20 protein-coding genes, 1 pseudogene and 1 other annotated feature are annotated in these 22,380 nt (G+C 42.2%); of the genes and pseudogenes, 7 read left to right on the forward strand and 14 right to left on the reverse strand.

The genetic code is table 11. The features are described from left to right. Positions 1 to 40: 40 nt before the first annotated feature. Positions 41 to 535 (forward strand): hypothetical protein, encoded by a 495-nt coding sequence (locus tag KQI87_RS13270; RefSeq protein ID WP_216460550.1) that lies wholly within the window; start codon positions 41 to 43, stop codon positions 533 to 535. 195 nt (positions 536 to 730) lie between these two features. After that, positions 731 to 2,428, forward strand: a complete 1,698-nt coding sequence (locus tag KQI87_RS13275; RefSeq protein ID WP_216460551.1) for a carbon starvation CstA family protein — start codon at positions 731 to 733, stop codon at positions 2,426 to 2,428. A 161-nt stretch (positions 2,429 to 2,589) separates the two neighbouring features. Here KQI87_RS13275 and KQI87_RS17035 read toward each other — a convergent pair whose 3' ends face one another. From KQI87_RS17035 to KQI87_RS13305, 6 genes are all read right to left on the reverse strand, one after another. Next, positions 2,590 to 3,273, reverse strand: a complete 684-nt coding sequence (locus KQI87_RS17035; protein WP_330655861.1) for an ATP-binding protein — start codon at positions 3,271 to 3,273, stop codon at positions 2,590 to 2,592. 152 nt (positions 3,274 to 3,425) lie between these two features. Then, positions 3,426 to 4,721, reverse strand: coding sequence for an ATP-binding protein (locus KQI87_RS13285; RefSeq protein ID WP_216460552.1), 1,296 nt, complete (start codon positions 4,719 to 4,721; stop codon positions 3,426 to 3,428). Between the two features lie 337 nt (positions 4,722 to 5,058). Then, the gene (locus tag KQI87_RS13290) at positions 5,059 to 5,391 is read right to left on the reverse strand and encodes a response regulator (RefSeq protein WP_216460578.1); all 333 of its coding nucleotides are present in this window, start codon (positions 5,389 to 5,391) and stop codon (positions 5,059 to 5,061) included. After that, positions 5,385 to 5,708, reverse strand: a complete 324-nt coding sequence (locus KQI87_RS13295) for a hypothetical protein (protein WP_216460553.1) — start codon at positions 5,706 to 5,708, stop codon at positions 5,385 to 5,387. Before KQI87_RS13295 ends, KQI87_RS13290 begins: the two co-directional genes overlap by 7 nt. A gap of 355 nt (positions 5,709 to 6,063) precedes the next feature. Then, positions 6,064 to 7,458, reverse strand: a complete 1,395-nt coding sequence (gene mgtE / locus KQI87_RS13300) for a magnesium transporter (RefSeq protein WP_216460554.1) — start codon at positions 7,456 to 7,458, stop codon at positions 6,064 to 6,066. Positions 7,459 to 8,157: 699 nt separating this feature from the next. Further along, complete coding sequence (locus tag KQI87_RS13305; RefSeq protein ID WP_216460555.1) at positions 8,158 to 9,039, reverse strand: LysR family transcriptional regulator; 882 nt, start codon at positions 9,037 to 9,039, stop codon at positions 8,158 to 8,160. 396 nt (positions 9,040 to 9,435) lie between these two features. Between KQI87_RS13305 and KQI87_RS13310 the strand changes: the two genes are divergently transcribed. From KQI87_RS13310 to KQI87_RS13325, 4 genes are all read left to right on the forward strand, one after another. Continuing rightward, entirely contained in the window at positions 9,436 to 10,674 is a 1,239-nt protein-coding gene (locus tag KQI87_RS13310) for a dicarboxylate/amino acid:cation symporter (RefSeq protein WP_216460556.1), read from the forward strand. 129 nt (positions 10,675 to 10,803) lie between these two features. Further along, positions 10,804 to 11,472, forward strand: a complete 669-nt coding sequence (sdaAB, locus tag KQI87_RS13315) for an L-serine ammonia-lyase, iron-sulfur-dependent subunit beta (RefSeq protein ID WP_216460557.1) — start codon at positions 10,804 to 10,806, stop codon at positions 11,470 to 11,472. Positions 11,473 to 11,491: 19 nt separating this feature from the next. Beyond that, positions 11,492 to 12,361 carry an L-serine ammonia-lyase, iron-sulfur-dependent, subunit alpha gene (gene sdaAA / locus KQI87_RS13320; RefSeq protein WP_216460558.1) on the forward strand — a complete coding sequence of 290 codons (870 nt, stop codon included), beginning with the start codon at positions 11,492 to 11,494 and terminating at the stop codon, positions 12,359 to 12,361. Positions 12,362 to 12,376: 15 nt separating this feature from the next. Further along, the gene (locus tag KQI87_RS13325; RefSeq protein ID WP_330655862.1) at positions 12,377 to 12,745 is read left to right on the forward strand and encodes a DUF4097 family beta strand repeat-containing protein; all 369 of its coding nucleotides are present in this window, start codon (positions 12,377 to 12,379) and stop codon (positions 12,743 to 12,745) included. Positions 12,746 to 12,871: 126 nt separating this feature from the next. Here KQI87_RS13325 and KQI87_RS13330 read toward each other — a convergent pair whose 3' ends face one another. From KQI87_RS13330 to KQI87_RS13340, 4 genes and pseudogenes are all read right to left on the reverse strand, one after another. Beyond that, positions 12,872 to 13,507 (reverse strand): YczE/YyaS/YitT family protein, encoded by a 636-nt coding sequence (locus KQI87_RS13330; protein WP_216460560.1) that lies wholly within the window; start codon positions 13,505 to 13,507, stop codon positions 12,872 to 12,874. Positions 13,508 to 13,584: 77 nt separating this feature from the next. Continuing rightward, the gene (locus KQI87_RS13335; RefSeq protein WP_216460561.1) at positions 13,585 to 14,769 is read right to left on the reverse strand and encodes an MFS transporter; all 1,185 of its coding nucleotides are present in this window, start codon (positions 14,767 to 14,769) and stop codon (positions 13,585 to 13,587) included. 141 nt (positions 14,770 to 14,910) lie between these two features. Beyond that, positions 14,911 to 15,006: pseudogene (locus KQI87_RS17600) on the reverse strand (hypothetical protein); the annotation flags it as partial. Positions 15,007 to 15,169: 163 nt separating this feature from the next. After that, positions 15,170 to 15,826 (reverse strand): ribonuclease H1 domain-containing protein, encoded by a 657-nt coding sequence (locus KQI87_RS13340; protein WP_216460562.1) that lies wholly within the window; start codon positions 15,824 to 15,826, stop codon positions 15,170 to 15,172. A 267-nt stretch (positions 15,827 to 16,093) separates the two neighbouring features. On the opposite strand from KQI87_RS13340, the gene KQI87_RS13345 reads away from it, so the two are divergent. Next, complete coding sequence (locus tag KQI87_RS13345) at positions 16,094 to 16,804, forward strand: hypothetical protein (protein WP_216460563.1); 711 nt, start codon at positions 16,094 to 16,096, stop codon at positions 16,802 to 16,804. A 133-nt stretch (positions 16,805 to 16,937) separates the two neighbouring features. Here KQI87_RS13345 and ilvN read toward each other — a convergent pair whose 3' ends face one another. The 4 genes from ilvN to KQI87_RS13365 form a co-directional block, all read right to left on the reverse strand. Beyond that, positions 16,938 to 17,447, reverse strand: coding sequence for an acetolactate synthase small subunit (ilvN, locus tag KQI87_RS13350; protein ID WP_022381366.1), 510 nt, complete (start codon positions 17,445 to 17,447; stop codon positions 16,938 to 16,940). Between the two features lie 18 nt (positions 17,448 to 17,465). Further along, a complete protein-coding gene (gene ilvB / locus KQI87_RS13355) occupies positions 17,466 to 19,184 on the reverse strand; it encodes a biosynthetic-type acetolactate synthase large subunit (RefSeq protein WP_216460564.1) in 1,719 nt (572 codons plus the stop codon). A 152-nt stretch (positions 19,185 to 19,336) separates the two neighbouring features. Next, positions 19,337 to 19,582 (reverse strand) — a binding site (T-box leader). 74 nt (positions 19,583 to 19,656) lie between these two features. After that, positions 19,657 to 21,249 (reverse strand): hydroxylamine reductase, encoded by a 1,593-nt coding sequence (gene hcp, locus KQI87_RS13360; protein ID WP_216460565.1) that lies wholly within the window; start codon positions 21,247 to 21,249, stop codon positions 19,657 to 19,659. A gap of 133 nt (positions 21,250 to 21,382) precedes the next feature. Then, positions 21,383 to 22,198: an ATP-binding protein gene (locus tag KQI87_RS13365; RefSeq protein ID WP_216460566.1), complete on the reverse strand. Its 816-nt coding sequence runs from the start codon at positions 22,196 to 22,198 to the stop codon at positions 21,383 to 21,385. Between the last annotated feature and the right edge of the window lie 182 nt (positions 22,199 to 22,380).

Below are 22,380 nucleotides of genomic sequence, written 5' to 3' on the forward strand. Positions count from 1 at the left end.
CCTTGCTGTTTAAGCAGACTATGAATGAGGAGATTGTTTTATGACCAGAGAGGAATTACTTGAAAAGACACTGCGTTCTTATGCAGCTTATTATGATGTGAACCGTGACTGCCCGGAAGAGCCGTTCGTGGCAGAGGCTGTTTTTCACTCTCATAATGATGCCTATTTTCTGGTAAAGAGTGCCCGGATTGGGGAGGCAGAATCTAATGAATATGTATTTTTCGCTTCTGTAGATAATCTGGACCGTGCACTTCTGGAACAGTTAGACGCTGTTGCCTGGAAAAGAGGTATTTCCCACGTGCATCCGCACTCTAATCACCGGAATACCGATATTTCGCTGATCATTCTCGCTTCTTCCGTAGCTGAAGATGCTGCAAAGGCCGTGCCGAAACTGAAGCATTATAAAAGTTACCGCATGAGTCTCCACGGTTTCAGTCATTACCGCCTGTTTGTCGTTGATCTCTCCAATGGAAATCAGCTCTGCAATGCACAGGGACGTTCCATGAAGAAACTCTTTGGCAAAATAATGGGATAAATTTCGTATAGGTCTATTTTATGTTACTATTCACATGCCACTATCCCGCGAGGTGTTTTGGCATAAATATGCCAAAATCCCGAGACATACAGCGCGAATTTATGCAATTAGCATAAATTCTGTGCATCGCGAAGCGTGTTACTGAGAACGGAGTGAACAGTAACTATTTTTCACAGGGAAAAGGAGAAAAATAATATGACAGCTATATTGATTATTGTAGCAGCGATCATTCTGCTCCTGATCGGTTATGTAGGCTACGGCTCATGGCTTGCAAAACAATGGGGCATTGATCCGAAAAAGTCAACACCGGCTGTAGAAATGGAAGATGGTGTTGATTATGTTGCAGCAAAACCGGCAGTCCTTATGGGACATCATTTCTCATCCATCGCAGGTGCCGGCCCGATCAACGGACCGATCCAGGCGGCAGTATTTGGATGGGTTCCGGTATTTCTGTGGTGTATCATCGGAGGTATCTTCTTCGGTGGACTTCAGGACTTCGGTTCTTTATTTGCATCTATCCGTCATAAAGGTAAATCTGTCGGTGAGATCATCCGTGATTCTATGGGACGCAGAGCTCAGAGACTCTTTACGATCTTTGCACTTCTGGTTCTCATTCTGGTAATTGCTTCTTTCGTTAACGTTGTTGCAGGTACTTTTATGAGTGAGAGCGGATTTGGAGTAACTGCTTCTCCATCCGGAAATCAGACAACTGCTATGATTTCTTTATTATTTATTGTACTGGCAGTTATCTACGGATACATAACAAATCGTCTTGGTGTTGGTACACTTCCGGCAACAATTGGCGGTATTATCGGTATCGTTGCCATCGTTATCGTTGGTTTGAACTTTGGTTTTGTTATGACTCGTACAGAGTGGATCGTGTTTATAGGTGTGTATATCGCAGTTGCTTCTCTGGTTCCTGTATGGATTCTGCTACAGCCGCGTGATTACCTTTCCAGTTTCCTGCTTTACGGTATGATGATCCTTGCACTTCTTGGTATTTTTGTATGCGGATTTACAGGACGTGCAACCTTTAATATTCCGGCATTTACAGGATGGAATACTTCTATCGGAACTCTGTTCCCGGCGCTGTTTATCACTGTTGCCTGCGGTGCATGTTCAGGATTCCACAGTCTGATCGCTACAGGTACTTCTTCCAAACAGCTGGATAATGAAAAGAATGCAAAACCGATTGCTTACGGTTCTATGTTAATTGAGTCTGCACTTGGTATTGTTGCTCTGATTGCTGTTGGTATGGTATTTGATAAGTATACAGGAGGAGCTTTCGGTGGTCCTCCGGCAGCATTTGCAGCTGGTATTGCAACGATGTTCTCTGACGAGGGTTCTTCTGCTTACAATACAATTTATGCACTTTTAACTCTGGCTGTATCCGTATTTGCACTGACTTCTCTGGATACAGGAACACGTCTGGGACGTTTTCTGTTCTCAGAACTTTTCCTGAAAGAGGATGAGAAATCATGGAAAGATGCTGACGGAGTTCGTAAGTTCCTGGCTCATCCGTTGGTAGGTACTACTTTCCTTGTTGTTGTCGGATGTATCCTTGGTGGTCTGTCATTAAGCCAGATCTGGGGACTGTTCGGTGCTGCCAATCAGCTTCTGGCAGGTATCGCTCTTATGGCTGTATGTGCATGGCTCGGACAGGCTGGTAAGAACAATAAGATGTTCTATGTGCCGATGGTATTTATGCTTGCTGCAACACTCTGCAGTCTGCTGATCACTGTAAAGAATAAGATCGTGATGATCGGTGCAGGACAGGCTCTGTGGGGCGACTGGTTCCAGCTGATCTTTGCGGCAGCTATGGCTATTCTGGCACTCTTCCTTGTGGCTGAGGGTGTGCAGACATTTAAGAAACAGGCGAAAGCGGCTGCATAAGATAATCAGAAAGACCAGTATATTCAGAATTTATTTTTCTTCTGGATGTACTGGTCTTTTTATTTTTTAGTCAAAATGCAGCCACTGTTTTTTATTCATCTCAAAGCAATTGCTTTATTTGAACCGACTAATCAGACTTGATTCAGATAGAATGTTACCTATCATTTCTTTACAATCCATCTTCCACTCCTATTGGAGCCCTGCCTTTCAACTAATCCCTCCTCACGCAAATCCTTTATAATCTTCTGAATCTGCTTTCTCGATAAGTCAAATTCCTCCATAAGTTTTACCTGAGTTATCTCTGGATTTTCTTCCAATCGCCGCAATATATCCAGCTCCCTTTCGGCTCCTTTTTTCGGCTCCTTTTCAGCTCCCTTCTGATTATTCTTTGATTCTTTCTCTTTCAAAAATGCTTCATGCACAAATAATCTTGAAATAAAATAGCTATGATCCTCATCCGTTTCAAACTCTGGTTTTGGAGAACCATTCTCTTCAAGAGCTCTCAGAATTTTGCCAAATCCAGTATTTCTACCCTCTGTCAAATGTAATTCCTTAAGGAAATCCCCAATACGCCGATTTCTATACCTACGATTAGAAACCTTATATCGTTTTAATCCTTCTTGCGTCACTGATCGATCCGGTCCCGGAAAACTTACAATTTCAATCATATCCTTTTCGACTCTTACCTCGATTGGCTCTCTGATATCATAACCTCGATGATAAACAGCATTGGCAAGAGCCTCTTCTAAAGCTGCATAAGGATAATTATATACCCAATCCGCTTCTGCTTTATCTGCACTCTTTACAATTTTCTTCGTTACAATTGAAAAAGTTTTACCCGAAATTTTTTTATGTTATAGCAATAGAAACATTACGAAGTAAGTTCCAATGAAAAAACACTTTCCCGGAGAAAATTTCTCTGAAAAAGTGTTTCGAAAACTTACCTAATTTAATAAACTCAAATAAGCCCCCTTCTTTAATTTTTACATGAAATAAATCAAATACAAAACGCCGCATACAATGGAACTATCTTCTTATTATCTTCAAACCCAAAATTCTTTGCAGACAATCTAATTGCATATTCCGGTTTAAAAGCCTCCATATAAATCTGCAGACTTTTCGCATGGGTGTTATCTGCTGATTTTACTTCTATTGGAATTAATTTTCCATCTCTTTGAATGATAAAATCAATCTCTGCTCCCCGGTCTGTTTCCCAGTAATACGTATGATATCCATTAACAGCAAGCTGTACATTCACATAGTTCTCTGCCATACCGCCCTTGAAATCATTAATCTCATCTACCATATAGAGAACGTCTACCGGTGACAGATCTTTTTTTGCGCAAAGAAGTCCCATATCTGATACATAAATCTTGAATGAATCAATATCACGGTAATTTTCAAGAGGCTTTTTAATCTGTTCTACCCGATATACCTGTGACACAATTCCAGACAGGCATAGCCATTCAATAGCATTCTCAAATTCCGATGCGCGTCCGCCTTTTTTTATCAGTTTATACTGAAAACGTGTGTTTTTCTTTGAAAGCTGGACGGTTATATTGTCGTAAGTAAGTCTTGTTTTCTTAATCTCATTTTGAGTGTTATATTTGCTCATATCATTGAGATAACTTGCAAGAATTGTATCCTGGGTATAGCGCACGAGAATGTAATCCTGGGTCTCTGTATATTTCATTACACACTCCGGCATGCCACCCACAACAAGATATTTTCTGTAAAGCTGCATGGCAGATTCATGAAGCGCAGATGGCAGAGGTGTATCTGTCTCAAAACTTTTCCTGATCTGTTTTACCAGAGTTTCTTCTCCCATTGCCAGCATAAATTCTTCTAAATCCATTGGATATAATGTTTTCATATCTACCTTACCGACAGGAAATGAAAATTTTGTTCTGTTAACTGCTACACCAAGGAGACTGTCTGCTACAATAATGTGATAATCAGGAGCATCTTCGCAAAAATATTTCAATGATGTCAGTGCTCGTTCGCAAAGCTGTATTTCATCAAATATGATCAATGTCTTTTCTTTTATGATCGTCTGTCCTGCTATGTGTGACAAAATAGGAATCAGATAATCCGGACTGATGTTTTCTTCAAAAGTTTCATTCAGTCTGGGATTCATTTCAAAGTTAAAATATGCCACATTCTCGTAATATTTTCGTCCAAATTCCAAAACAGAATATGTTTTTCCTACCTGTCTTGCCCCTTGCAGGATAAGTGGTTTTCGGTGTTTACTTTCTTTCCAGTTTTCCAAGAAGTCCATGATTTTTCTGTACATTGCTTTGACCTCCCTCAGATATACAGTTTTCCGCTTAGTCAAGCAGATAAATGATCCGCTTCTCCAAGCCGCACTACGCCGAATATCTACTTCGCAGTTTACTTGGTTAAAATTACAGGGACGAAAAAATAGCAGGTGTTTTCTATACACCTACTATTTTATTCATTTATTCTTTTATGTCTAATACCTATTTTACATTAACTTCTATTACTTTCAGGCATATCTGTAAATCTAAAATCCAAGATAGTTAATCCACCCTTATGTTGAGCAGATTAGTCAAGCGGATATTCGCAATTGAAGCAGGGGACTTACTTGATTTGGTTAAACTTTATTGCATTTACCTTGTATACCTGTCAATAACTGTTATGATACGGTTGATATCCAGCGGCTTTGCTACGTGAGCATCCATTCCGGCTTCGCGGCATCTGGCAGCGTCTTCTACGAAAGCGTTGGCAGTCATGGCAATGATCGGCATGTGGGAATCGTCGGAGTTTTCTTTTTCCATACTGCGGATGGCTTTTGTGGCTTCGTAGCCATTCATTACCGGCATCATGATGTCCATGAGAACTGCGCCATACTGCTGTCCTTCGGATTCTGCTTTGGTGACTGCTTCGACGGCCTCTTTTCCGTTCCATGCGATATCTACGGTTGCTCCGGCCTCTGTCAGCAGGAAATGTGCATATTTCCGGCACCTGTTTTCTCAGCAAATACCTTCTCAGAAAAATATTTTCCCTGATAAGGTGAGATCATCCGAAGCAGTCTGCTCCTGGTCTTCTGTTTCATTTCTTCCGCTGAATCATATCCAAGCATATCTACCATTAATTCGCTGAACATACAGACTGGCAGACCCTCATCATAAAATCCTCCCATGACACCTACTCCATGGTTCTCGCCAAGCATTGAGCGGATTTCAGATTCCATATCCTCAGTAAAAGTCACACCCTGTTTATTGACAAATAAACCTTCTCCATAATATGTCTTTATCAACGCTGTAATTTCTCCTTCCACCCCTCATCCATCCGGTGATTATCCTTATCTCGTCATCCATTTAGTCTATATTTTATTGTACCTTATCAAAAAATTTTTGTCACCTGATTTTTCCATTTTCCTGACAAATCATGTCTACAATCTTCGCAGAAATTCGCACTGTGAAATAGTTTCTGTATTTTTACCACAAGTATATTAATTTTTCTGGAGCTTTTTATAAAAAGCCAAAATTCCCCAACCAAAAAGGAACCCAGCATATGCTCAAAACATATACCAGATTCCTGATCAACAGAAAATTTTTTCTACTCCATGCAGGCGGATAAAATCCTCCATATTCAGTTAATATTCTTCGTAATTATCCCGCCATATGCAGTACTTCAAGTAAAAGTACCCAGCTCAGTCCGTAATATGTCACTACTGCCACAAGGTCGTTGATGGTAGTGATCAGTGGACCGGAAGCTACTGCAGGATCGATATTGATCTTCTTAAAGAACAGCGGAATACAGGTTCCTACTGCACTGGAGATCAGCATTGCCAGAAGCAGGGATACGCCGATACATCCTGATACTGCATACGCAAACATCAGTGTTTTTCCCTTAAACAGGAAAATATACAGTCCGATCAGCACAAAAGAGAAAAATCCCAAAAGGCTGCCGTTGCATAAACCAATCCGCATTTCTTTCAAAACCAGTTCCAGCTTCTGTTTGCCTGTCAGGGATTCATCCATCAGAACACGGATAGTTACGGCCAGAGACTGTGTACCTACGTTACCTGCCATGTCCAGGATCAGGGACTGGAAACACATAATGATCGGAAGTGAAGTTACTACCTGTTCAAAAAGTCCTACTACAGAAGATACAACCATTCCAAGTGCAAGCAGGATCACAAGCCACGGCATACGTTTCTTCATACTCTCTTTCAGCGGCTCTTTCAAATCCTCCTCTGCAGTCAGACCGGCCAGCTTCGCATAGTCATCACCCATCTCATCATCAACCAGATCAATGATGCTTGCGGATGTGATTACACCAAGAAGCTGATTGTCATTATCAAGAACCGGAATGGAATCCTCGGAATAGTCTTTCAGATCCTCAATACAGTCATCGATATTTTCTTCTGCGTATACATAAGGATAGGAAGTCACTACCAGATTCTCAAGGAGATCATCCCGTCTGGCAATGATCAGTTCTTTCAGATCAATAGCTCCGTAAAATTTCTGCTGGTCTGTTACTACGAAGATCGTAGAAATATTGTCGTTCTTTGCTGCCTGTTCAATCAGACTGCTCATCGCCTGTTTCACTGTCAGCTTGTCTGTGATCACAATGAAATTTGTAGTCATGCGGCTTCCGATCTCGTCCTCATCAAAGGATGCGATCATTTCCACATCGCGGCGAACCTCCGGTTCTAACAAGTCGATCAGTATTTTTTTCTTTGTTTTCTCAATTTTATTTAATACATCTGCCAGAGCATCTGTTTCCATTCTGGATAAAATGGCTGCTGCTTTTTTTACATCCATTTCATTCAGATACTCTACTGCATTCTCCTCATCTGTGTATTCAAAGATATCGGAAAGCATGTCTGTGTCCAGAATACGGTACATTTTGTATCGTTCCTGTACAGTCAGTTCCGGCATTACATCTGCCAGGTCGTTCTCATGATAATCCTGAAGTCTCGCCGCCATTACTGCCGGAGAGGTGTTGCTACGGATGATCTTGAGGATTTCTTTGGAATAATCCTGTACTCTTTTCTCCATCTTTTCTTCCTCCGTTTTTTACATATAAACGCAAAAAGCGCTGCCACAAAATTGCAGTCTGACGAATTAAAACATCCTCCTTGCTATTTGCGTATAACCAGATTTGCTTCCAGTCTGGTTAAAATGCACACGAAAACAAAGCAGTCTGTTACATTCGTTACATTTACTGCCACTCTCATTATGCATTTTTTCAGCACAACAAATAGTAAGTTACCCAAAGCGCACTTACTGTTTATGTACTGTACAAATATGTAATTGCATGATTCGGGGAATTTCATAGAAACAGGATAAGAACTCAAAAAGATACCAGCTTTTTCCACAATCCGAGACTGTCATTTGCCGACAGATAAAGAGTACTTATATGGAAAAATCAGAAAATATATGACTACAGCAGAACAGAATGGCTGCTATACTCATATACTCTTTTTAATTCAGATCCTGTGCTACTACTTCGCCCATGAGAATCGCAATTATCCATTCTGTTCCACCTGCCTTTTCTTTAAAATTTATAGTTTCTGATATCGGACTCTTCTTTGAAAATCCGATTTCAGACAGCAAATTTTATGCTGTTCCCTATTCTTGAAACAGCATTTTTAAAATTATTTTCAATTTGCAATGTTATTGTAACCGCCCTGTAGAGAAAAAGCAACCCTGTTTTCTTATTTTTTACATTAATTTTTGTTAATATTAACGATGCTGTCAGCTTCGCTTGTCTGCAAGCCGGATAAACTCTTCCATCTCTCTGGTGCGGAACTTATTCTTATGATAAAAAATCTGCCTGTACATGGAAATATGAACATCTTTTACATCCAGTGTGATGATCCGGTGTTTATAAATATCCTGTTCTACTGCAAAGTATGGAAGAAATGAGAGTCCCTGATTCAGTTCCAGCATACGGATGATAAACTCAGTATCACTGATCTCAAGTACCGGTGAAATGGACTGTCTGCGCAGGGCAAGCTGCTGATCCAATGCCTGTCTGTAATTGGCATGCTTCTCTGTCAGGAAAAAAGGCTCCTGCAAAATATCGTCCAGCACCAGCCTCTCTTTTCCGGCAAATCTGGATGCAGCAGAAGCAACAAACACTACAGGTTCTGCCAGTTCCATGACTTTTACCCAGTTCTCGTCCCATCTCGGAGTATCAAGTATGTAGATCAGATCCAGTTCATTGTGTTCCATCATACGGATCAGTTTCTCTGGAGAATCTACTGTAATCTGCAGATTTACACGTGGATGCAGAGAATGAAATTCGCTCAGAATTCTGGGGAATTTGGCAGTACATAATGACTCGATCGTTCCAACATGAAGTGGATTCGTCAGTTCTCTGCCCTCATTCATGGACTTGCTTGCCTTATTTACTTCATAGAGAATTTTATTCGCAGATTTCAGAAATTCTCTACCCTGCGGAGTCAGAACTACACGTTTTCCCATGCGGTCAAAGAGCCTGGTATTCAGCTCTGTTTCCAGAAGTCTCATCTGCACGGTGATCGCAGACTGAGAATATCCCAGCATCTCTGCTGTCTTCGAAAAACTTTCCAGTTGTGCCGCCTGCACAAAAGTCTGTAACTGACGTATCTCCATCTTTTATCCCTCCCTGTCTTATGTATAATACATTCTTTTCTGTTCTTTAATCGTTTCATTTTTCATAATCCTCTTTACAAGCCGCTTATAAACTGATAAAAAAATCATTTCCGGATTGCTGTTATGAATTATTTTCAATCATCATATAAAAACTATGAATTTGATTCGTTTCTATGTCAATGATATAATGCAGTCACAAAGACGTCAATAAAAATTTTGTGCACATTTTACAACACAATTTATCAGGCTATCATCTGCTTTATTTCTGACAGCGCGGGTCATAATATAACCAGATGATCACTCATACTGTTCACTGCATTTACTCCTCTGACTCAACTTCTGAACAGTACACTTTTTAGGAAAGTATAAAAAACACGTTGAGAGGAAAAGATTTCTATGAAGAAAAAAAGTTTTAAATTAGGGCTTGTCCCGAAGCTGATCATTGCGATCATCCTTGGTATCCTGTTTGGTCAGTTTCTTCCGGAAGGCTTCTGCCGTTTTGTCGTAACTTTATCCGGATTTTTCAGCACATTCCTGAAGTTTGTCATTCCTATGATGATCCTTGCTTATGTAACTATGGGTATTGCGGACCTGTCACAGGGTGCCGGTAAGCTGCTTCTGATCACTGTTATCCTTGCTTACGGTTCCACTCTGATCGCAGGTTCTTCCTCATTCCTGGTAGCTTCCAATCTGTTTCCAAGTTTCATGAGCGCGGGTGCTCTGGATCAGATCGCAGCTACTGCTGATGTATCCCTGGAGCCATTTTTCTCCATTTCCCTGCAGCCGGTTATGGATACACTTTCCGCTGTTGTGCTGGCATTTATCCTGGGATTATGCCTGTCATCCATGCGTGGAAAAGAAATCGGAAACAGCTTATACAATGGTGTGAATGATTTCTCCAAAATCATTGACAAAGTCCTTCACACAATCATCATCCCACTGCTGCCACTGTACATCTGCGGAACTTTTACAGATATGACCATCTCCGGCAAAACTTTTGCCATCCTTGGTATTCTCTGGAAAGTATTCCTGGTTGTTATCCTGATGCACCTGATCTGCATTTTCATCCAGTTCTGCATCGCAGGCGCAGTCAGCAAGAAGAATCCTTTCACTCTGATCAAAAATCAGATTCCTGGATATGCTACAGCACTTGGCACTCAGTCCTCTGCTGCAACAATCCCGGTTAACCTTCAGTGTGCAGAAGCAGACGGTGTCTGCGAACAGATCCGTAACTTTGTTGTTCCGCTCTGTGCGAACATCCATATGGCAGGTTCCATGATCACAATTACAGCCTGTGCAACTGCTGTCTGTCTCATGAACCAGCTTCCGATCAGCCTCGGAACAGTTATCCCGTTTATTATGACTCTTGGTATTGCAATGGTTGCTTCCCCTGGTGCTCCTGGTGGTTCCATCATGACTGCTCTGCCGTTCCTTTACATGGTATTCGGTGCTGAGGCAGGTGATCCGGATGGTGCGATCTGTGCTATCATGGTAGCCCTGTATATTACTCAGGACTCTTTCGGAACTGCATGTAATATTTCCGGTGACAATGCTATCGGCGTGATCGTTGATACTATTTATAAGAAATTTATCTTAAAGTCCGATGCTGCTTCTACAGTTGCCGAAGCAGAATAATAAAAATTATGCAGGAATGCTGATATGCCGTTTCCTGTAAATCAGGCAGGCATTCACACTCAAATGTGAAGCTTGCCTGATTCCAAGTTTACATGATTTAATAATTCAAATAACAGGAGAACAAACAATATGTCATTTATCAGTGCATTTGATGTAATGGGTCCGAATATGATCGGTCCTTCCAGTTCACATACCGCAGGTGCGGCGCGTATTTCCTATCTTGCCCAGAAAATGATCGAAGGCCCATTAAAAAGAGCCGACTTCATCCTGTACGGCTCCTTTGCCAAGACTTACCGTGGTCATGGTACTGACCATGCCCTGCTGGGCGGTATCATGGGATTCTCTACCGACGATATGCGTATCCGAAATTCTTTTGATATTGCTCATGAAAAGGGTCTGGAATTTTCATTCACTCCGAATGAGCAGGAAACAGATATTCATCCAAATACCGTAGACATCTGCATGGAAAATGAAAAAGGCCAGAAAATGACTGTGCGCGGTGAATCCCTGGGTGGCGGCAAGGTCCGTATCGTAGAGATCAACCATGTGCAGGTAGACTTTACCGGCGAATACAGTGCAGTGATCGTAATTCATCAGGATACTCCGGGCGTTGTGGCTTACATTACCAAATGCCTGAGTGACCGCAATATCAATATTGCATTTATGCGTCTCTTCCGTGAAGGCAAGGGCGATATCGCCTATACGATCGTAGAATCTGACGGTAAACTTCCTGAAAACATCGTTCCTGCTATCCGTGAGAACCAAAATATTCATGAAGTTATGATCGTACAGATGTAAAGAAAGGAGGATTTTTATCATGGATTTTAAAAATGCAAATGAACTCTTAACGCTCTGTGAAGAAAAAAATCTTCCTATCTCAGAGGTTATGCGTGTCCGTGAAATTGAGCTTGGCGAAACAGCTGCTGAGACTGTAAATGAAAAAATGACACGGGTACTGGAAATTATGAAAGATGCCGCATTTTCTCCTATCAAACAGCCTGTAAAATCTATGGGCGGTCTGATCGGCGGCGAAGCCAGAAAGCTGAGTCTCCACGCTCAGGAGAAAAAAGGACTCTGTGGAGATCTGCTCCAGAAAGCAATCACTTATGCAATGGCAACTCTGGAAACCAACGCATCCATGGGGCTGATCGTGGCATCTCCGACTGCCGGTTCTGCCGGAATCGTACCGGGACTGATGCTGGCAATGCAGGAACATTATCATTTCTCTGATGCAAAGATCATTCAGGCATTATTTAATGCAAGTGCTATCGGTTATCTGGCAATGCGAAATGCAACGGTCGCAGGTGCTGTAGGCGGATGCCAGGCCGAGGTCGGGGTTGCTTCTGCTATGGCAGCTTCTGCTGCTGTAGAACTAATGGGAGGCACACCGAAGGAATGTACTTTTGCTGCATCTACTGTTCTTATGAACATGCTTGGTCTGGTGTGTGATCCGGTCGGCGGTCTGGTGGAATATCCATGTCAGAACAGAAATGCTGCAGGTGTTGCAAATGCTATCATTGCTGCAGAAATGGCTCTCGCCGGAATCCCGCAGCTGATTCCGCTGGATGAAATGATCCAGACAATGTTTACAGTCGGCAAGAAACTTCCTGCTGAACTGCGTGAAACTGCAATGGGAGGATGTGCTACTACACCATCTGCGTGTGAAGCATGTCATATGTGCAATTAACCAAATCAAATTTCCATATCAGACAGTACTTTCACCAGCATGAATTTCGATGCTTCCATGGGCGACCTGGATATTGATTCTTCCAACTTTACAGACAGCACACTCTCACTGTCTGAGGGCGATGTAACCGGAACTGCCGTTTCTTTTTACAATAACTGCCAGATCACTTCCAAAATGGGGGATGTTAACCTTACCATTCCGGAAAACAATCTCTCCGGTCTGACTCTGGATCTGGATACGAAACTGGGTGATATTGATGTTCCGGATAAACTGAACGGAAAGCTTGTTTCCACAGATGATGAAAGTACATTTGAAGGAAATGACTCTTCTGCCCCGGATCATCTGAGCATTCAATCCGATAACGGCGATATTAGTATCAATTAAATATTTATAATAGAATCTTCCCGTATAAAAAGACTGCCACAGCACTACACGTTTTATACTGTGTATCTGCTATGACAGTCTTTTGGAATCTATAAGAAAATCTTCCCATTTAATTCATTTTTTACTCTACTTTCCGATCTTCTCCAGCAATTTTGAAGTGAAGTGTGTATCAAAGAACTGTACAAACGGTCCCAGGCCAAATGCACTGACTAATGTTCCCAGTCCTACAATTCCACCTGCCAGCCAGCAGATCAGTGCGCATAAAGCATCTGTCGCTACCCTGTTCCAGAAATATGGAACTTTTTTCAGTCTCTCTGTCATAATCAGTGACATACTGTCATAAGGTGCAACCCCCTGATCAGGCAGCTGATACATAGACACACCAAGGCTTGTCACAATTACACCGACACATACGCTCAGAATTCTCTGCACCATCTGTCCTGGTTCTCCTGCCACTGAAACAATTGCATCATAAAAAAATGTGACCACATATCCCAGCAACAATGCATTGAAAAAGGTTCCAATTCCAATCAGCTTTCTTCCCAGAATAAATTCTACTATAAAAATAATTATATTAAGCATGATCAGAAAAACCGCATATTCAATTCCAACTCTGGCAGACAGCGCCATTACCATCCCACTGAAAGGGTCATTTCCCAGTCCGGAAAACTTAAATATTGCGATTCCCAATCCTAATATAATATTCCCGATACACATGACAATAACATATTTCCAGTTTATGTTTCTTATCCATTCACTCATTTCTTTCTCCTCCATAGGCTCACTTCTTCGTATTTTAGCAAAGTTCGAAATAGTTTACAATATTCTTTTTCATAAACCTATGAGTTTTTTCTCAATCCCGTGATTATTTTAATTCCTACGATCATCAGTATCGGAAAAACAAGGGCTGCGAAGATTCCCATTTTGAGGTTGTCCTTTAATGCACCTGAGATCATTCCTACATAAGTCGGTCCGGAGGAACAGCCTACGTCTCCTGCCAAAGCGAGGAGGGCAAATAATGCTGTTCCGCCTCTCTTTACGGATGCTGCTGCCATACTGAAAGTACCAGGCCACATGATTCCGACGGATAAACCGCAAACTGCGCAACCGAGGATTCCAAGTGCAGGAACCGGAATGAATGCAATCATCAGATAGGAAATCATACAGAGCACTGCGCTGTACTGCATGAAGCGTTCCAGATTAATCTTATCCCCAAATTTTCCATAAAAGGCTCTGGAACTTCCCATAAGGATTGCAAATGCCATAGGTCCTGCCAAATCTCCGATGGTTTTGTTTATGCCGAAACTCTTCTCTGCAAGTGTAGATGCCCACTGGCTGACTGCCTGCTCGCTGGCTCCTGCACAGAGCATCATTAACATCAGAACCCAGAAGATTTTTTTCTTAAAAAGCTCTGCCATTGTCAAACCTTCTTCGCCTTCATCCAGAAGCGGTGCGATTGGTATCCTCGAAAAAAGGAGACCATTTGCAATTGGAATCAGCGCCCACACAAGTGCCATATATTTCCAGTTCTGAATTCCAAAAATTCTGAAAAACAGCGTAGACAGAAGTACAACTCCTACATGCCCCCAGCAATAGAAAGAATGCAGAAGGCTCATAGCTTTCTCTTTGTTATCTGTAGGGCATGCCTCTACGACAGGACTTACCAGTACTTCCAGCAGTCCTCCGCCAATCGCATAGATCATAACTGCCACAAGAAGTCCCAAAAATGGATCACTGAATACTTCCGGCAATATGGTAAGCATGATCAGTCCGGCGGCGGCCATTGCATGTGCAATGATCATAGATGCACGATAACCAATTCGGTCTACAAATCCAATAGATGCCAGATCTACCAGAAGCTGAATTCCAAAGTTAAAAGTTACCAGAAGTGTGATCTTCTGTAAGGAGATTCCATAACTGCTCTGGAATGTCAGAAACAGTAACGGAACAAAGTTGTTAACAATTGCCTGTACAACATAGCCTATGAAGCAGGCCTGTACAGTTCTGTTATAGTTTGTTTTCATCTGATGTAATATTCCCCTCCCTAATTTATAAATATTTCTATTAGTAAATCATCTGCCGTGTTGTTATTTTCCCAGAGTAATTTATCATATTACATCAACTGCTAACAACCACTTGTTATCCCGATGTAATTACAACGTTAATCAGTAATGTGCAGATAAATTGTCACTCTCCATTAATCTGTCAACACTTCGGTTATCGTAGCCCACTACGATGCCCTCATCCGAATAAAATCTCCCACAAATTGTGACGCACATGTTGCAGAAGATCTTTTTCAAACATGCTCTAGTGTATCACATATTTTTATTGTTTTCTTCTATTATCTTTTGTTTATTCGATTAATTTCTATACTATTTTTACTTTTTTATGAAACTGCCCCTCCCTTTGCCCAACGGCGCTATTTTATATACTTACTTCTTCGTCCGTGCGAAGCAATGCACTCTTTGCAAGCTGATCAGCTTCTTCGTTGTAGTGGTTTCCGGTATGAGCAGCTATTTTACAGAAAGAAATCCGGATTTTATTTCCTGCCTCCTGCATATGAGCAGCGTATTTGCTGGTAAGTGGTGTCTTAGCTCTCCATACCCCTGTCACCCATTTCTCTACACCCTCATAATCGTAGCGGATTTCTACAGCAGGATAATCATTTTCTCTGGCCCATTTCACAGCATTCATGGCACCAAGCATCTCTCCTGCTACATTTCGGATCGCAACTCCTGCAGGATCACTTCCGCTGCCTGATCTTCGAATTTCCTGACCGTCTGGCGTGAGGATCACACATCCAAATGCATATCTGCCAATACTCTTCTCGAAGCTTCCATCTACATATGCAATTACCATATTTTCAGGGACTTCTACAATTCCAGCTGCTTCTTTGTCTTTATCTCCGGATACAGTCTTAACTGTTTTCATCTCCAAAAATGCAATTGCTTCTTCTTTATCTGTAAAACTCTTAAATTCTGCACCTGAATATCCCGCCGTTGCTTTCTGACACTCCGCCCAGGTATTGAACAAACCTGTTTTATGGCCCTTTCTTACCGCATAAATTTTCTTTTTTGCCATATCTATTAATTCCTTTCAATCAGTATTATTTGATCAGTGTTGACTTGAACTCTGTCATGTCTGTATCTGTTGAATGTCAACATTATAGCATTCCGTGATACCTTCTGGCTACTTAATCTTTTTGCTCGCCTGTATCTATTGTGTCGCAGAAAATAAAATAAGCATGAATATCTTAACTTTTTATTTTTGTGTGTCGGAAACCTTGATAATGTTTTACCGACTATATATAATAATATTATTACATTTCATAAAAGGAGGATTTTCAGTATGAAAAAACACTTCAAACGCTTTTTACCTATAGTTCTTACCATCATTATGGTTATGCTGTCTGCTGTAGGAGTTCAGGCGCAGACAATTTTCAGACCTGATCAGGTACTGACTTTGTATTCAGCTAATTCCAAAATTTATGATCCATGGAAAAAAGCCTATGCCATCGCCAATGAAACTCCATTTAATACAGATATTCTTATGGATCAGGGCGTAACCGGCTATAAAACATCCAATATTTCTGTTGTAAGCCTTATCCCACGTAAAGTACAGCATAAAACCGCTGCTGCTCTTGGTACTTACACAATCCGCTATATGCGAGCCAAAAAAACAGGAACTGTAACACTTTCCTATAAGGTCAACAATAATACTTATAAACAGAAAACAACCGTAAGGAAATATGTAAATCCATTATCTACACTTAAGATTGGTTCTCTGAGTCTGGCTTCCAAATTCAAAAAAGACTCAACATACACATTAAGTTACGAAAAATATAAGAATAAAGAACTTAAATTACAGATCAAAACAAAGGGCAGATGGGAACTCAGCGGAGTCCGTTATATTACAAGTCCCAAAACCAGCAATAGTATGGGCACCTGGATTCCAGACGGTGGAACTTTTAAAGTAACCCAAAAGAATTGTTCTCTGACTGCATATGTATTTGACCCAAAAACCAAACAATCTGAAGAATGTCTGATCATCTTTAAATAGCAGATGGCAGATGGATAAGGTCATTTGCTTTGCAGTTTATTTCTTTTCGTAATTGAAGCAGAAAGATTTCTTTAATAACAAATGGCGTAAATCGAATAACTTTGATTTACGCCATTATCATATGATTTTCTATTTATCTTTCCATCATACTGATAGATTCAATTCCTACACTACCGCCGCGGACAACTTCAATTCTGTGGAATTCTTCTTTAATAAGTTTTACAACTGCATCATTCTTAGTTGCTGTCTGAACGAATTCAAGAAGCAGGCTGTCTTTGCCATAGTCGATGACTTTCGCTTTGAAAGTCTCTGCGATCTGGAAAAGTTCCACTTTGTCTTCTTTGGAACAGTTGAAAACTTTGATGTACAGAATCTCTTTCATACGGACAAAGACATCTGTAAAGTCAATGACTTTGATGACTTCGATCATACGGTTTAACTGTTTCTTGATCTGCTCGAATGTTTCATCATCGCTGACTGTAGCAATAGTCATTCGGGAAACTGTCGGGTCTTCTGTAGTTCCTACTGTGAGGCTGTCAAGGTTGTAGCTTTTTCCGGAAAAAAGTCCGGAAATCTTTGACAGAACACCTACCTGGTTCTCAACATAGAGAGAAATCCATCTTTTTTTCATTCCTTTATCCATAATGCTCTAACCTCCTGCTTAACAATCCATGATCATATCTTCCAGAGTTCCGCCTGGTTTGATCATCGGGTAAACCATTTCCTCAGGGTCAATGATAAATTCAATTACTGTAGGTGCTTTTGTATTCTTCTTGGCTTCTTCGAAAGCTACTGCGATTTCTTCTTTCTTTGTAACACGGATTCCTTTTGCTCTGTAGCTCTCTGCAAGTTTGATGAAATCCGGTGTGTACTGCGGATACTCCATGCCTTCTGTACGGCGGGAAAGTGCTCCGGCACGAAGGTTTGTCATGGCGTAACGTTTGCCATAGAAAAGTTTCTGCCACTGACGTACCATTCCGAGATATTCATTATTAAAGATACAGAGGATTACCGGAAGTTCTTCAAGAACTGCTGTTGCAAGTTCCTGAATATTCATCTGAACACCGCCGTCACCGGAGATTACGATAACCGGTCTGTCAGGATTTCCGATCTTGGCTCCAATACCGCCAGGGAGTCCGTATCCCATGGTTCCAAGACCACCGGACATGATCATCTGCTTGCCTTCCGTAACTTCTGCATACTGGGAAACGAGCATCTGGTGCTGGCCTACGTCCGTGACGATGATACTGTTATCAAACTGCTCATTGATTTCTTTCAGGATGTCCATTGGGCTTAAAACATCGTTCGGACGCATCTTAAGCGGATGTTCTTCTTTCCATGCCTTAATCTGACTAAGCCATTTACCTGTGGAGCATTCCTGTACATATTCGTTCATCTTTGTGATGGCTTCTTTTGCATCTGCAACAATCGGAATATCCACCTGAATGTTTCTGGAAATGGATGCTGTATCGATATCGATATGGACAATCTGTGCATGTGGTGCAAACTCGTGGAGTTTTCCGGTGATTCGGTCATTGAATCTGGTTCCGATAGAGAAAAGCACGTCGCAGTTGCTGACTGCCATGTTTGCTGCATAGGCTCCATGCATACCGAGGTTTCCGATGAAAAGCGGATGATCTGTCGGAATCGCACCTTTTCCCATTACGGTTGTTACAACAGGGACATTGGTTTTCTCTACTACTTCACGAAAAACTTCGTAAGCGCGGGAAATTACAACACCGCCACCAGCAAGGAATAACGGGCGTTTTGCTTTATGTAAAAGCTTGAGAGCACGTTTGAGCTGACCGATATGAACGTCTGTGTTTGGTTTGTAACCACGGATGTTTACATTTTTCGGGTATTCTGCACTGCCAAGTTCTGCCATGACGTCTTTTGGAAGGTCAATGAGGACCGGACCCGGACGGCCGGTGCGGGCAATGTAGAATGCTTCTTTGATAATACGGCCAAGGTCTTCACGTCTGCGGACAGTTACTCCATATTTGGTGATACTGCGGGTGATACCTACGATGTCTACTTCCTGGAATGCGTCGTTTCCGATCAGATGACGGGCTACCTGGCCTGTGAAGCATACGAGAGGGACGCTGTCGTAGTTGGCTGTTGCGAGGCCTGTTACGAGGTTGGTTGCTCCAGGACCGCTGGTTACGAGACATACACCGACTTTTCCAGTGGTTCTTGCGTAAGCATCTGCTTCATGGACAAGGGCCTGCTCATGACGCGGGAGGATGATTTTTACGTCATCCTGTTTATAGAGTTCATCGCTGATGTCGATGGTACAGGCACCAGGGTAACCGAAGAGGTATTCTACGCCTTCTTCTTTTAAGGCTTTGACTAAGAGTTTGTTGCCGGATATCTGTTTCATGTATGGGACCTCCTTTTTGTATAGGGACGCTCGGAAATTTATTTCCGAGCTATACATTAACAATTGAAAAACAGGTTAAATCAGAATTTTGCCTGCGACTTATTCTGTAAGTATCCAAAATATAGCGGTATAAAAAACGCCCCGGGCTGTTTGCCCAGGGCGAAAATGTTTTCCGCGGTACCACCTGTTTTCAGAGTTTTTCTCTGCACTTTGTCAGTACTGATATACTGTGTTCCTGTAACGTGGAACTGACGTTGAAGCCTACTGGGTATGTCTGGATATACTGTTGGGTTCACTGCTCGAGGGCTACTTCTACAGCTTGTTCATGAAAGCTCGCACCGACCGCTTTCTCTCTGTGCTTCTCAGAGCTGTGTACTCCTCCCTGTCATTGCATTTGGCGTTTATCAATTGACTGTTGCTTATTGGTAATTATTATACATTTGGAGGTACTGCATTGTCAAGTTTGGATTTTTTATCCTAAGATTGTTTTGAGGTCTTCTTCCGGTGTTGTTACAGGAGCAATGTTGTAGTTTTCTGCCAGGTAGTTCAGGACATTCGGGGAGATGAATGCCGGGAGTGTCGGGCCCAAGCGGATGTCTTTGATTCCTAAGTGGAGCAGGGTGAGGAGGATGCAGACTGCTTTCTGCTCATACCAGGAGAGGATCATGCTTAATGGCAGTTCGTTTACGCTGCAGTTAAATGCTTCTGCCAGAGCTACTGCTACTTTGATCGCGCTGTAGGCGTCATTGCACTGACCCATGTCCATGATCCTCGGAAGACCGCCGATGGTTCCGAGGTCGAGGTCGTTGAAGCGATATTTTCCGCAAGCAAGGGTAAGGATGATAGTATCGTCCGGGGTCTGTTTTACGAAATCAGTGTAATAGTTTCTGCCTTTGCGTGCACCGTCGCATCCGCCTACCAGGAAGAAGTGACGGATGTCACCGGATTTGACAGCTTCGATCACTTTGTCTGCTACGCCAAGTACGGTTCCGTGGGCGAAGCCTGTCATGACTTCGGTTCCACCATTGATTCCTGTGAACTGGGTGTCTTCTGCATAGCCGCCGAGTTCCAGGGCTTTCTCGATCACCGGGGTGAAATCTTTCTCATCATCGATGTGGATGACTTCCGGGAATGATACCATTTCTGTGGTAAATACACGGTCTTTGTAGCTTGCTTTCGGTGGCATGAGGCAGTTGGTCGTGTAGAGGATCGGTGCAGGAATGTTGTCAAATTCTTTCTGCTGGTTCTGCCATGCGGTGCCGAAGTTACCTTTGAGGTGCGGGTATTTCTTCAGTTCCGGGTATGCGTGTGCAGGGAGCATTTCGCCGTGTGTGTAAATATTGATTCCTTTTCCTTCTGTCTGCTGGAGAAGGAGTTTCAGGTCGTAAAGGTCATGGCCTGTTACTACAATGAATGGGCCTTTTTCTACTTTGAGAGGTACAGTTACCGGTGCGGGGATGCCAAATGTTTCGGTATTGGCTTTGTCAAGGAGTGCCATGCAGCTTAAGTTTACTTTTCCTACTTCCATAACTACAGGGAGGAGTTCTTCCATTCCCCAGTCTTCTGCAAGTACAAATAATGCTTTGTAGAAGAAATCATTTACTTCCTGTTCTTTGTAGCCGAGAACCATTGCATGGTAGGCATAAGCGGCCATTCCTCTGATGCCGAAGAGGATCAGGGATTTGAGGGAGCGGATGTCTTCGTTGGCATTCCACATACGGTTCATATCATAGTTGTCGGTGGTTCCACATCTGGAGGTGCAGGCTGCGCAGTCAGGGACGATTTTTCTTTTCTCTGCATTTACTTTATTGATCATTGCACGGATGGATTCATCGTCAAATGCCACGTTTGTAACTGTAGTAAAAAGTCCCTCGATGATAATGCGGTCTGTGGTTTCTTTTCTTTCGTTATTTGCGCAAGCGCGGGCAAGGCCGATGAGAGCTCCTGTCAGTTCATCCTGAAGTCCTGCTGTGTCTGCGGTCTTTCCGCATACTCCTGCTTTTCCTGTACATCCGCTACATCCTGCGGTCTGTTCACACTGAAAACAAAACATCTGTTTTTCCATTTTTTTATCTCCTTTATGCTATATCATTCTTTTCTTCTTATGGTTTTAGAATCATTCTCGATAAAATCATTTACTTCTTTGCCTGCCTGATTTTGGTAAGCTCCTGAGTAATATCTTTAATCTTTACTATCATTTACATATTGTCCACAATCTGACCGTCTGTAGAGATGACTTTTACCTGCCATGGAATGAATTTTCCACTGTTTTTCAGGGCTGTTTCCGCTGCTCTGGCGAGACCGCCGCAACATGGGACTTCCATTCTTACGATAGTCACACTCTTGATATCGTTCTGGCGTATGATTTCGGTCAGTTTCTCGCTGTAATCGCCCTCGTCCAGTTTCGGACATCCGATCAGGGTGATTCGGTTGCGGATGAATTCCTGATGGAAGTCTGCATAGGCGTATGCGGTGCAGTCTGCTGCGATCAGAAGATGGGCTCCATCGAAATATGGTGCATTGACTGGTACTAATTTGATCTGTACTGGCCACTGGCGCAGTTCGGATTCTACCGAAGTATTGAGCTGCGTGTAAGTTCTTTCTTCTTTATGTGGTGCTCTGAGAATCTTCTTCGCCATACTTCCCGGACATCCTGTGAAACTCTTTCCAATGCCTTGTTTTGGTTCTGCAGTGCCGGCTTCTGTTACGCCTGCTGATATATGATTTCCTGCTAATCTTGTATTTGTTGTTCCTGCTCCATTCTCGCTTTCTGCATTTGCTTTCATGTTTGCTTCTACTGCGGCCTCGTCAAAGGCTGCTGCTTCTCTTTTGATAAATGAAATTGCATTTGTCGGACATACCGGCAGGCAGTTGCCTAACCCGTCGCAATAGTCGTCGCGTAACAGCTTTGCTCTTCCGTCTACGATGCCGATGGCTCCTTCCTGACAGGCGTTGGCACATAAACCGCATCCATTGCATCGCTCTTCGTCAATGTGTATAATCTGTCTTATCATGAGTTTCCCTCCTGTGAATGATTGGTTTCTATGTTAACTGTTTGTGTTCTCTTGATTACATGGCAAAGTATATCGGATATTTCGTTTTAAGTATGTTGTAAAAACAACATTCTTATTTCTTTTTGAAATTATTTTTCTGTTAATATTTTCCATTCCCGGACATCTGGTAAAAACTATATAAC

It is taken from the genome of Blautia sp. MSJ-9 (assembly GCF_018919065.1).
GTDB lineage: Bacteria > Bacillota > Clostridia > Lachnospirales > Lachnospiraceae > Blautia_A.